An 11,217-nucleotide genomic window follows, 5' to 3' on the forward strand; every position below is an offset into this window, starting at 1 on the left:
GTAATCTGCGCGATGTGCTCACCGTGTCGACTGTGAATGTCAACGGCCTCCGTGCCGCCGCCAAAAAAGGGTTCGTCGAATGGCTCACCGCCGGCGGTGCCGACGTCGTCGCCTGTCAGGAGGTCCGCGCCGAACTGGACCAGCTGCCCGCCGAAGTCGCCGCGCCGGAGGACTGGTTCGCCTTCCACGCGCCGTCCGAGGTGAAGGGGCGCAACGGCGTCTCGGTGTACAGCCGGACAGAGCCGGACTTCGTGCGCATCGGCTTCGGCGAGCCCGAGTTCGAGCTGAGCGGGCGCTATCTCGAGGTGCACCTTCCCGGGGTCATCGTGGCGAGCCTGTACCTGCCCAGCGGTGATGTCGGCACGGTCCGGCAGGAGGAGAAGGAACGCTTCATGGCGGCCTTCCTGCCCTACCTCGGCGAGTTACGCGGCAAGGCCGAAGCGGCGGGCAAGGAGGTCCTGGTCGTCGGCGACTGGAACATCGCGCACGCCGAGGCCGACCTCAAGAACTGGAAGACGAACCAGAAGAACTCCGGCTTCCTGCCCGAGGAGCGGGCGTGGCTGAGCCGCGTGTTCGACGAGGCCGGTTATGTCGACGTGCATCGCAAGCTGGTTCCGGAAGGCCCTGGTCCGTACACCTGGTGGTCGTACCGTGGGAAGGCCTTCGACAACGACGCCGGCTGGCGCATCGACTACCAGATCGCGACCCCTGGCCTGGCGGAGAAGTGCACGTCCGTCGTCGTCGAGCGCGCCGACACCTACGAGGGCCGCTGGTCCGACCACGCCCCGGTGACGGCGACGTTCGACTGGCCGAACCCGGCTGCCTGATGCCTACGGGCCGCAGGCTGTCCCTGGCACCGGCTAGGTGGAGTTCGATGTGCCCTCGGACTTCCTATACCCGGGCGGCGCAGCGGGATGGGGATAGCGAGTCCGTCGGGCCAGCCCGGTCGGATCGGTGGCATCGCTGGTGGCTCGTGGACTGTCTGTCGCAGTCGACCCCCCCGCGCGCGGACCGTTCGACGATGGCAGTCTCTCTGTCCATCGATACCCGCCGTCTGGTTAGCCAGCTGATCGTGTGGAATACCGGCGAGGCGGAGTTGATGCGCGCAGACGTGCTCTCGGGTGCGGACAGCGATGAGCACCGGCAGATCGAGTCCCGCGCAGACCTGGATCGGGCGCTGTCCGACCTGCTTGCATGGACGTCGCCGGACCAGGGGTGCCGATGACGCGCAACGCGGACCAGTATTCCACCTGGGGCGGTGGCAGCTGAGGTGGCGAATTTGCTGACGATCGAAGAGCTGCCGACGGGTTTTGACTATCCACCTGAGTTCGTCCGAGTGGTTGGGCTCGGTCTCACGGATCTGGAGCCGTGGTGGATCATCGAGGGCAAGCTGTTGAGAGATTTCATGAAGTTGCTGGCTTCTGCGTATCCGAGACGTCGCTTGGTTCCGTTCGCCAAGCGTCAGGACAGGGATGACGTGGCCTGTTGGGACCTGGCGAAGGGTGACGTGGCGATCGTCCATGTGGGCGCGAGCCCCGGTTGGGAGCAACACGCCCGGTTCGCGGACTTCTACGGGTGGCTGAGGCAGGCGGTCGAGGACCTCATCGAGCACGGCGGCTGAAGCCAACTTACGTGAGCGAGCGAACCGCTTTTTCGGCGTAGCGCTGAGAACATCTGATGCGCAGCGACAGGAGTTCTTGTCGATCTTGAAGCGGGGGGTTAAGGATCTCGAAGAGGTCGGAGACCTTCGCGCGCGTGGTCTTAACTACAAAGAAGCCGTGCCCACGCTTCTAGAGTGGCTTCCTCGCGTGAGCTATTTGCTGCTGGCCGAGGACATTGCGCGGACGCTCTCGGTTCCTTTCGCTAGAAGCTTGCTTTGCCTGAGTTTCTCAAGCTATTTCGGGATCCGCCGGCAGTTGAAGATTCAATGCGGCCTGAATCATCCGAGCTGCCCTCCGTGACCTGCTCTACTTGATGACGGAGCCCTAGGCTTGGACCTGCAGTCAGGGTTAGTGATCTAACTATACTTATATAAGGATGCTTTGGTAGAGTGCCTGGATGGCTGTCGAATTGCAGGACCTCGGACTGGCTGTGAAGCGGCTGCAGCATCGCCATCACCGGACGCTCGACACGAAGCTCAACCAGATCGGGGCGACGATCGCGCAGTGGGACGCACTGCGCGCGATCGGACGTTATCCGGACTCGTCGTCACACCGGCTCGCTCAGGTCACCTTCCAGACGGACCAGTCCTTCGGCACGCTCGCGAACCGGATGGTGGTCAGGGGGCTGATCGAGCGTGTGCCCGGGCCCGGGCGGGCGGTCCGGCACCGCCTTACCTCTGAGGGCGAGGAGATGTTGAAGAAAGGGCTAGCGGTGGCCGACGAGGTTCTCGCGCAATCGTTCGCGCCCCTGGACTCCGCCGAGCGGGATACCCTGCATGAACTCCTGACGAGGCTCAACGAGGCGGAAGCTCAGTCAGACGTCGCCGAGTAGCTGGCGCGCTCCGACTCGAATGGAGGTCCAGTCGGTCTCCGACTCGCAGGCGAGCCGTTTCTCCATCCAGGCGGCTCGCTCTCGGTGTTCTGCGCGCAGGCGGGCTAGGTCGAGCCTGATGCCTGGAGGTGGGCTGATTCGCGTCAACGAGAAACGGAATCGGATCACCCCGGAAGTATGAGCCGGAAATTCGCGCGCGGGCAGAGGTGTGCGTGGCCGGCGCCCTTTGCCGTCGACGGTCTCAGTTTCGCGACGGCTGAGCACTACATGATGTGGCGCAAGGCAATGCTGTTCGATGACGGCGAGGGTGCGCGAGCGATTCTGGCTGCGTCGCATCCTCGTCAGGCCAAGCAGTTCGGCCGATCCATTCGGGGATTCGACCAGCGTGTCTGGGACGGCAAGCGGTTCGGGATCGTCGTCGACGGCAGCGTGGCGAAGTTCCGGCAGCATGACGAGCTGCGCCGCTTTCTGCTTACCACCGGCAAGCGCGTACTGGTCGAGGCGAGTCCGGCCGATGCCAGTCCATATGCGACAAACCCGGAACGGTGGCGCGGGCTCAACCTTCTCGGGTTCGCGCTGGCCAGGGCCCGCGACATCCTGAGGGCGACGCCCGCCGCCTCACGAGACTAGGCGGCGGCTTGCGGAGTGGGGTCGGGGGCGGGTGCCGGGGCGGGGGTCAGGTCGCCGAGGATGGCCTCGCCCTTGGTCAGCCACGCCACGCCGAAGGCGAGGATCGCCGCCGATTCCAGCCATAGGGCGGGACGCAACGAAGCCGTTTCCGAGCTGAGGAACAGGCCGAACACCGCGATGAGCACCAGGCTGGCCACGATGATCACCCCGCACGCGACGTAGACGCCGTTGCGTTGCACCTTGCGCCGGGTGGGGTTCGCGGTGTTCGACTTGGTGAACTCGAACAGGCAGAAGTACGCCAGGGTAAGGAAAAAGACGCTCGCGAAGACGAGATGCATGGTGCCGATGACGCGGTCGGTCTGGCTGGGGTTGACCGGCGTCGTCGGGAAGAAGGCCACTCCGAACGCCGCCACGGCGGCCAGGTCGGCGGCGATGTCGTCGAGGGTGTCATAACCCCGGTAGGACAACAGGAAGATGCCCACCGCGCACATGCTGCCAACGAAGACGTCCCGGACATCGGTGTAGTAGTACCCGCTGATCGAGTTCAGCAGCCCGCCGCCGTCGACGATCAGCTTGGCCAGCACGAGCACGAACGGCAGCGCGAGGCCGATGACCCCGATGCCCCGCCTCAGGAACAGGTACGAATGGGCGAGTGTCGCCTCTTCGGTGGTCGATGCCTGGCTCATGGCCGCCTCCGGTCGCGGGGAGTTCGAACCCTGCTTGAATTATCGGCTTACCGCACACAGATCATAAGTCCCGGTGATCAATCGTGACGCGGGGTGCCCCGAACCCACCCTCGCCCGGCGGAACCAGCACGTGGTGATCAACTGTGCGTTGTGCACCATCACTTGTGCGCGGTGCTGGGCTGCTCGGTAAGACGGGGTATCGAACCCCTACGCTGCTCTTCGCGCTCCAAGTGGCGCAGCTGCTCGACCTTGCGGGTCACGTCGGTGCGCAACGCCAATGCCTCGGCCAACTTCATCGGTCCTGTCCGTCCAATCGGTCTGCTTGCGCGTCAAGGTAGCGCTGTTCGGGGATACTCGTCGTCCGCCGCGCGGCGCGGCGGTAGGCGGCGCCGGCCGCGGCGCGGTCGCCGTCCATCTCGTGCAGATGTGCGCGGACGGCGTCGAGCCGGTGGTGGCCGGCCAGAGCGTCTTCGGTGTCGAGCTTCGCGACCAGCGCGAGTCCGGCCTGGGGGCCGTCGACCATCGCGACCGCGACGGCTTGGTTCAGGCTCGCCATCGGGTTCGGTGAGACGTGCTCCAACACGTTGTAGAGCGCGACGATCTGCGGCCAGTCAGTTTCCTCGACGTGGGCGGCTTCCGCGTGGACGGCCGCGATCGCGGCTTGCAGCTGGTACGGGCCGACCGGTGACCGCGCGAGCGTTTCGGTGATCAGCGCGACGCCTTCGGTGATGAACGCCGAGTTCCACCGGGTGCGGTCCTGTTCGGCGAGCGGGACCAGCGAGCCGTCGGGCCGGGTTCGCGCGGGGCGGCGGGAATCGGTCAGCAGCATGAGCGCGAGCAGTCCGGCGACTTCGCCGTCCTCGGTTAGCAGGCCGCGTACCCCGCGGGCGAGGCGGATCGCCTCGGCAGTCAGGTCCGCGCGCTGCAGCTCGGGACCGGCGCTGGCGGTGTAGCCCTCGTTGAAGATCAGATACAGCACGTGGAGGACGACTTGCAGCCGTTCGGCGCGCTCGGTTTTCGGCGGCAGGGCGAACGACGCGCCGGTCGCTTTGACCCGTTGCTTCGCACGGCTGATGCGCTGGGCCATCGTCGCCTCGGGGACGAGGAACGCGCGAGCGATCTCCGCGGTCGTCAGACCGCCGACCGCGCGCAACGTCAGCGCGACTTGCGAGGGCGGCGAAAGCGCCGGGTGGCAGCACATGAACAGCAGCGTCAGTGTGTCGTCACCGTCCGCCGCGCGATCCTCGCCGGGCGCGGGCGCGACCAGGTCGGCGAGCGGGGCCTGGGCGAAGACGGTTTCTTCCCGACGGCGTCGGGCCTGGTCGCTGCGCCACTGGTCGGCCATGCGGCGGCCGGCCACGGTGACCAGCCAGGTGCGTGGGTTGTCCGGGATGCCCTGCTTCGGCCACTGGAGCGCGGCGTCGAGCAACGCCTCCTGCACGGCGTCCTCGCAGGCGTCGAACCGGCCATAACGCCTGATGAGCGTGCCGAGAACCTGCGGCGCGGACTGGCGCAGCAGGTCCTCGACGGTGGTTTCGGTGCTCACATTTCCAAACCGGCGGAGAACATGATCGGCCGGACCTCGATGCCGAACCCTTCGTAGGCGGCGTCCGGGATCATCGCGGCGACCTCGTACGCGCGTTCCTTGCTTTCGCAGTCGACGATGTAGAAGCCAGCCAAGAACTCCTTGGCCTCGACGTACGGGCCGTCGGTGACCGCCGGGACGCCGTCGCGCACCCGGACCACGGCGCTGTTCTCCGGGGCGGACAGCGCGTGCGTGGTGACCATCTCCCCGGACTCCTTGATCGCGGCCATGAACCCGCCGTGGCCGTCCATGATGGCGTTGCGGTCCGCTTCGGACAGCCCGTCCCAGACGACCGGGTTCATGTGCATGATCAGCATGTACTTCATCGGTTCTCTCCTGGCGTCTCGGCGCCGCCGTTCGGGCGCCTGTCACAGGTGACTCGGCGCCGCCGGCCCGATCTCGACATCCGGGCGGAAAATTCTTGGCGGCACCGCAAAAACTACCCGAAGGTGCGGCCGTGACGGCTCGATCGCTTCGACACCCCGCCAGGGAGTTGCCCGGCAGTGGCGAGTTCCGCAACCATGGGGTCATGAAGCGCCGACGCCTGCTGCCCGCCCTCGCGCTCGCGACGGCGGCCCTGTTCACCACCGCCGGCACGGCCGGGCCCGCCAACGCCGCGCTCGAGACCGTCGTCCCGCCGCTCGGCTACCACGGCGACGCCGGGCAGTTGGTCACCGTGATCGCGGACGGCCCGAGCGCCACGATCGCGACGCTCGACGCGTGGCAGCGCACCCCACGCGGCTGGCGGCAGGTGATCGGCCCGGTCAAGGCGTACGTCGGCACCCAGGGGATCGGCAAGGCCAGCGAGACGACGTCGCACACGCCGGCGGGGGTGTGGACGCTGACCGAGGGTTTCGGCAACCTCGCCAACGACGGCACCCGGCTGCCCTACCGCCAGGTCGACACGTCCGACTGGTGGGTTTCCGACGTCAAGTCGCCCGCCTACAACACCCACCAGCGCTGCTCGCCGGGTTCTTGCCCGTTCGACGAATCCGCCGGTGAGGACCTCGGCAAGGCCGGCCACGTCTACGACCACGCCGTGGTGATCGACTACAACCGCCACCCCGCCGTGCCGGGCGCCGGCTCCGCGTTCTTCCTGCACGTCTCCGGCGGTAAGCCGACTGCGGGCTGCGTGTCCATCCCCGCGCTGGACCTGCGCACCGTGATGGCCTGGCTCGACCCCGCCCAGCACCCGGTGATCGACATCGGCGTCCGCTGAAAGCGGGAGACGGTCCGCGTCGAGTGGCGCTACACTCGGGTAGGAGCGACGTAATTATGCGGGGCGCGAAATAATTTGCGCAGCGCGAAGCGTTTGTCCTACGCTGACGCGGTGAGTAACCAACCTGTGGCCGGCATGGGCCTTCGGGAGCGTAAAAAGCGCGCGGCGCGAGAGGCACTGAGCTGGGCGGCAGTGCGTCTCGCGACCGAACGCGGGCTTGAGAACGTGCGGGTGGAGGAGATAGCCGCCGAGGTCGGCGTGTCCGCCCGGACCTTCAACAACTACTTCCCCAGCAAAGAAGCGGCGGTCTGCTCGTTCGGCAACGAACGGCACACCCGGATTGTGGAGGGGTTGCGGTCCCGGCCCGCCGACGAACCACTGTGGGAGTCGCTGATCGCCGTCGTCGCCGAGCAGTTCTCCCGGCACGGCGGGCCTGACCGGGAGTTCGTCAGCCGGGTCCGGCTGATGATGAGCACGCCGTCGATCATGGGGGAATTCCTGAAATCGAATGTTTCGGCCGAGCGCAGGCTCGCCGACGAGATAGCCCGGCGCCTCGGCGCCGACGCCGAGGTCGACCTCTACCCGCGGCTGGTGGCCGGCGTCGTCGGCGCCACCTCCCGGATCGCGCTCGACTTCTGGCTCCACACCGAGCCTGGGAGGCCGTTCCTCCCGATGCTCACCGACGCCCTCCGACAGGCCTCCGCGGGCCTGCCGGTCCCGGACACCTTCCCGGCCGCCCCGGCGGCGGCCGATCCACCACTCATCCCTAGAGAGTCCGTGTGCTGATTCGACTCCTGCGCGCTTATCTGCGCCCCTATCACCAAACCCTGGTGGTGATCGTCGCCCTGCAACTGGTGCAGACGCTCGCCACCCTCTACCTGCCGACGCTCAACGCCGACATCATCGACTCCGGCGTCGTCAAGGGCGACACCGGTTACATCATGCGCATCGGCGCGGTCATGCTCGGCGTCACGCTGGTGCAGATCGTCTGCGCGATCGGTGCCGTCTACTTCGGTGCCCGCACGGCGATGGCACTGGGCCGTGACGTGCGGGCCGCGGTCTTCACCCGGGTGCAGGACTACTCCGCCCGCGAGGTCGGCCATTTCGGCACCCCGTCGCTGATCACCCGCACCACGAACGACGTCCAGCAGGTGCAGATGCTGGTGTTGATGACGTTCACCCTGGTCGTCTCGGCACCCATCATGTGTGTCGGCGGGATCGTGCTGGCGCTCAACCAGAACGTCCCGTTGTCCTCGCTGCTGCTGGTCATCGTCCCGATACTGGCGATCTCGCTCGCCATCCTGATTTCCCGCATGCGCCCGCTGTTCCGCAAGATGCAGACCCGCATCGACGGGATCAACCGCGTGCTGCGCGAGCAGATCACCGGCGTCCGCGTGGTGCGCGCGTTCGTGCGCGACAACCACGAGCGCGAGCGCTTCACCAAGTCCAACACCGATTTGCTGAATGTTTCGCTCGGCGTCGGCAAGCTGCAAGCGTTCATGTTCCCGATCGTGATGCTGGTGATGAACGTGTCCAGCGTCGCCGTGCTGTGGTTCGGCGGGCACCTGATCCAAAGCGGGTCGATGCAGATCGGCGCACTGACGGCGTTCCTGAGCTACCTGCTGCAGATCCTGATGGCGGTCATGATGGCCACCTTCATGTTCATGATGGTGCCGCGCGCCGAGGTGTGCGCCGAGCGCATCCAGGAGGTGCTCGACACCGAGTCCAGCGTCGTCCTGCCGGAGAACCCGGTGCGCGCGGTCGTCACCCACGGCCATCTCGAGCTGCGCGATGTCGAGTTCCGTTACCCCGGTGCCGAACAGCCCGTGCTGCGCGGCATCGACCTGGTGGCGCGGCCCGGTGAGATCACCGCGGTGATCGGCAGCACCGGAGCCGGGAAGACGACACTGCTCAATCTCATTCCGCGGCTGATGGACGCGACCGCCGGCACCGTGCTGGTCGACGGCGTCGACGTCCGCCAGCTCGACCACACGACGCTGTCGGACGCCGTCGGTTTCGTTCCGCAGAAGCCGTACCTGTTCTCCGGGACGGTGGCGACGAACCTGCGCTACGGCAAGCCGGAAGCCACCGACGAAGAGTTGTGGGAGGCGTTGCGCATCGCGCAGGCGTACGACTTCGTGTCCGGGATGTCCGAGGGCCTCGACTCGCCGATCGCGCAGGGCGGCACGAACGTGTCCGGTGGGCAACGTCAGCGGCTGGCGATCGCCCGCACCTTGGTGCGCCGCCCCGAGATCTACCTGTTCGACGACTCGTTCTCGGCGCTCGACTACGCGACCGACGCGGCGCTGCGCGCGGCGCTCGCCCACGAAACTGCCGACGCGACCGTCGTCATCGTGGCCCAGCGGGTCAGCACGATCCGCCAGGCCGACCGGATCATCGTCCTCGACGAGGGTCACGTCGTCGGCTCGGGTACGCACGGCGATCTGATGGCTGCCAACCAGACCTACCGGGAGATCGTGCTCTCCCAGCTCACCGAGCAGGAGGCGGCATGAGCACCCCGACGTCCGCGTCCGCGGTCCCCGGCGAAAAGGCCATCCCGCAACGCGGCCCCGGTCCCGCGCCCGGCCCCGGCCCCGCCCGGTTCATGGGCGGCATGTCGACCGAGAAGGCGCTGGACCTCCGCGGCTCCGGCAAACGGCTGCTCGGCCAGCTGCGTCCGCAGCGGATGCTGGTGTTCGGGATCCTGGTGCTCGGCATCATCAGCGTCGTGCTGACCGTGCTGGGCCCGAAGATCCTCGGGCACGCGACCGACCTCATCTTCGCCGGCGCGGTCAGCCACGGGCTGCCCGCCGGGTTGTCGAAGGCGGAGGCGATCGCCGGCCTTCGCGCTCGCGGCAACAACACCCAGGCCGACCTGTTCTCGTCGTTGAACATCGTGCCGGGCACCGGCATCGACTTCGGCGCGGTCGGCCAGGTGCTGCTGATCGTGTTGGCGCTCTACCTCGTCTCGTCGGTGTTCTCGCTGTTCCAGGGCAGGCTGACGACGACCGTGGTGCAGCGGGCCGTGTTCGAGCTTCGCGAGCAGGCCGAGGCCAAGTTCGCCCGGCTGCCGCTGCGTTACTTCGACCGCCAGCCCAACGGCGAGGTGCTGAGCCGGGTCACCAACGACATCGACAACCTCCAGCAGTCACTGCAGCAGACGTTGAGCCAGATCGTCACGTCGGTGTTCACCATCATCGGTGTGCTGGTGCTGATGTTCGTGATCTCCCCGCTGCTGGCGGTGATCGCGCTGGTGACCGTGCCGGTGTCCGTCTACATCGCGGCCAAGATCGGCAAGCGCGCGCAGCCGCAGTTCGTCCAGCAGTGGCGGACCACCGGCAAGCTCAACGCGCACATCGAGGAGATGTACACCGGGCACTCGCTGGTCAAGGTCTTCGGACGGCGCCACGAGGCCGAGGCGATCTTCGCCGACCAGAACAGCACGCTGTACACGGCGAGCTTCAAGGCGCAGTTCATCTCCGGCATGATCCAGCCGGCGATGATGTTCATCGGCAACATCAACTACGTGCTCGTCGCGGTGGTCGGGGCGCTGCGTGTCGCCAGCGGGTCGTTGTCCCTCGGTGACATCCAGGCGTTCATCCAGTACTCGCGGCAGTTCAGCCAGCCGATCACCCAGGTGGCGAGCATGGCGAACCTGCTGCAGTCCGGGGTCGCCTCGGCCGAGCGGATCTTCGCGCTGCTCGACGCGGACGAGCAGGAGCCCGACCCCGCCGAGCCGGTGCGCCAGGACAAGGTGCGCGGGCAGGTGGACTTCGAGCACGTGTCGTTCCGGTACCTGCCGGACACGCCACTCATCGAGGACCTGACGCTGTGTGTGGAGCCCGGCCAGACCGTCGCGATCGTCGGTCCGACCGGCGCGGGCAAGACCACGCTGGTCAACCTGCTGATGCGGTTCTACGAGATCACCGGCGGGCGGATCACCGTCGACGGCGTCGACATCGCGTCGATGACCAGGGAGGACCTCCGCGCGAAGACGGGCATGGTGCTGCAGGACGCGTGGTTGTTCGGCGGCACGATCGCCGAAAACATCGCCTACGGTTCGGCCGGGGCGACGCACGAGCGCATCGTCGAGGCGGCGAAAGCCACCCACGTCGACAGGCTCGTACGCACGTTGCCGGACGGCTACGACACGATCGTCGATGAAGAGGGCGGCAACGTCAGCGCGGGTGAGAAGCAGCTGATCACGGTCGCCAGGGCGTTCCTGGCGGAGCCCGCGATCCTCATCCTCGACGAGGCGACCAGCTCGGTGGACACGCGCACCGAGGTCCTGATCCAGAAGGCGATGAACTCGCTTCGCCAGGGCAGGACCAGCTTCGTCATCGCGCACCGCCTGTCCACGATCCGCGACGCGGACCTCATCCTGGTGATGGAGTCCGGGTCGATCGTCGAGCAGGGGACGCACGAGGAACTGTTGGAACGCGGCGGCGCGTATGCGCGGTTGTACGCCGCGCAGTTCGCCCAAGCCGTCGCCGAGGTGGACTGACTCGTGAGCGTTGCGGCCGGTTCTAACCGGCCCGCAACGCTCACGAGTCCTGCCGGGCTCAGACGGTGGAGGAAAGGGCAACCTCGATGTTGCCGCGGGT

At 67.1% G+C, this 11,217-nt stretch carries 14 protein-coding genes; 9 read left to right on the forward strand and 5 right to left on the reverse strand.

Annotation, left to right across the window (positions count from 1 at the left end; genetic code table 11):
* Positions 1–5 precede the first annotated feature (5 nt).
* The 4 genes from JWQ81_RS21820 to JWQ81_RS21835 all read left to right on the forward strand — a co-directional run bounded on the left by JWQ81_RS21820 (position 6) and on the right by JWQ81_RS21835 (position 2,493).
* Positions 6–827, forward strand: a complete 822-nt coding sequence (locus tag JWQ81_RS21820; protein ID WP_297544341.1) for an exodeoxyribonuclease III — start codon at positions 6–8, stop codon at positions 825–827.
* Positions 828–1,021: 194 nt separating this feature from the next.
* Positions 1,022–1,225: a hypothetical protein gene (locus JWQ81_RS21825; RefSeq protein WP_297544317.1), complete on the forward strand. Its 204-nt coding sequence runs from the start codon at positions 1,022–1,024 to the stop codon at positions 1,223–1,225.
* A 54-nt stretch (positions 1,226–1,279) separates the two neighbouring features.
* Complete coding sequence (locus JWQ81_RS21830) at positions 1,280–1,621, forward strand: hypothetical protein (protein ID WP_297544318.1); 342 nt, start codon at positions 1,280–1,282, stop codon at positions 1,619–1,621.
* 437 nt (positions 1,622–2,058) lie between these two features.
* Positions 2,059–2,493 (forward strand): MarR family winged helix-turn-helix transcriptional regulator, encoded by a 435-nt coding sequence (locus JWQ81_RS21835; RefSeq protein WP_297544319.1) that lies wholly within the window; start codon positions 2,059–2,061, stop codon positions 2,491–2,493.
* On the opposite strand, the gene JWQ81_RS45050 is transcribed toward JWQ81_RS21835, so the two are convergent.
* Positions 2,476–2,757 carry a DUF5984 family protein gene (locus JWQ81_RS45050; protein WP_366942322.1) on the reverse strand — a complete coding sequence of 94 codons (282 nt, stop codon included), beginning with the start codon at positions 2,755–2,757 and terminating at the stop codon, positions 2,476–2,478. The genes JWQ81_RS21835 and JWQ81_RS45050 overlap by 18 nt on opposite strands.
* Between JWQ81_RS45050 and JWQ81_RS21840 the strand changes: the two genes are divergently transcribed.
* Entirely contained in the window at positions 2,671–3,123 is a 453-nt protein-coding gene (locus JWQ81_RS21840) for an NADAR family protein (protein WP_297544320.1), read from the forward strand. The genes JWQ81_RS45050 and JWQ81_RS21840 overlap by 87 nt on opposite strands.
* On the opposite strand, the gene JWQ81_RS21845 is transcribed toward JWQ81_RS21840, so the two are convergent.
* From JWQ81_RS21845 to JWQ81_RS21860, 4 genes are all read right to left on the reverse strand, one after another.
* A complete protein-coding gene (locus JWQ81_RS21845; protein WP_297544321.1) occupies positions 3,120–3,809 on the reverse strand; it encodes a DUF998 domain-containing protein in 690 nt (229 codons plus the stop codon). The genes JWQ81_RS21840 and JWQ81_RS21845 overlap by 4 nt on opposite strands.
* A gap of 158 nt (positions 3,810–3,967) precedes the next feature.
* Positions 3,968–4,105, reverse strand: a complete 138-nt coding sequence (locus JWQ81_RS21850; protein WP_297544322.1) for a hypothetical protein — start codon at positions 4,103–4,105, stop codon at positions 3,968–3,970.
* A complete protein-coding gene (locus JWQ81_RS21855) occupies positions 4,102–5,355 on the reverse strand; it encodes a sigma-70 family RNA polymerase sigma factor (RefSeq protein ID WP_297544323.1) in 1,254 nt (417 codons plus the stop codon). Before JWQ81_RS21855 ends, JWQ81_RS21850 begins: the two co-directional genes overlap by 4 nt.
* Complete coding sequence (locus JWQ81_RS21860) at positions 5,352–5,720, reverse strand: YciI family protein (RefSeq protein WP_297544324.1); 369 nt, start codon at positions 5,718–5,720, stop codon at positions 5,352–5,354. Before JWQ81_RS21860 ends, JWQ81_RS21855 begins: the two co-directional genes overlap by 4 nt.
* Before the next feature lie 203 nt (positions 5,721–5,923).
* Here JWQ81_RS21860 and JWQ81_RS21865 point away from each other — a divergent pair, with 203 nt between their 5' ends.
* From JWQ81_RS21865 to JWQ81_RS21880, 4 genes are all read left to right on the forward strand, one after another.
* Positions 5,924–6,613 (forward strand): L,D-transpeptidase family protein, encoded by a 690-nt coding sequence (locus tag JWQ81_RS21865; RefSeq protein WP_297544325.1) that lies wholly within the window; start codon positions 5,924–5,926, stop codon positions 6,611–6,613.
* 111 nt (positions 6,614–6,724) lie between these two features.
* Complete coding sequence (locus tag JWQ81_RS21870; RefSeq protein ID WP_297544326.1) at positions 6,725–7,399, forward strand: TetR family transcriptional regulator; 675 nt, start codon at positions 6,725–6,727, stop codon at positions 7,397–7,399.
* Entirely contained in the window at positions 7,393–9,126 is a 1,734-nt protein-coding gene (locus JWQ81_RS21875) for an ABC transporter ATP-binding protein (protein ID WP_297544327.1), read from the forward strand. Before JWQ81_RS21870 ends, JWQ81_RS21875 begins: the two co-directional genes overlap by 7 nt.
* Before the next feature lie 92 nt (positions 9,127–9,218).
* Entirely contained in the window at positions 9,219–11,117 is a 1,899-nt protein-coding gene (locus JWQ81_RS21880) for an ABC transporter ATP-binding protein (RefSeq protein WP_297544342.1), read from the forward strand.
* The last annotated feature ends 100 nt before the right edge of the window (positions 11,118–11,217 follow it).

Source organism: Amycolatopsis sp., assembly GCF_025464955.1.
In the GTDB taxonomy this organism is placed as follows: Bacteria; Actinomycetota; Actinomycetes; order Mycobacteriales; family Pseudonocardiaceae; genus Amycolatopsis.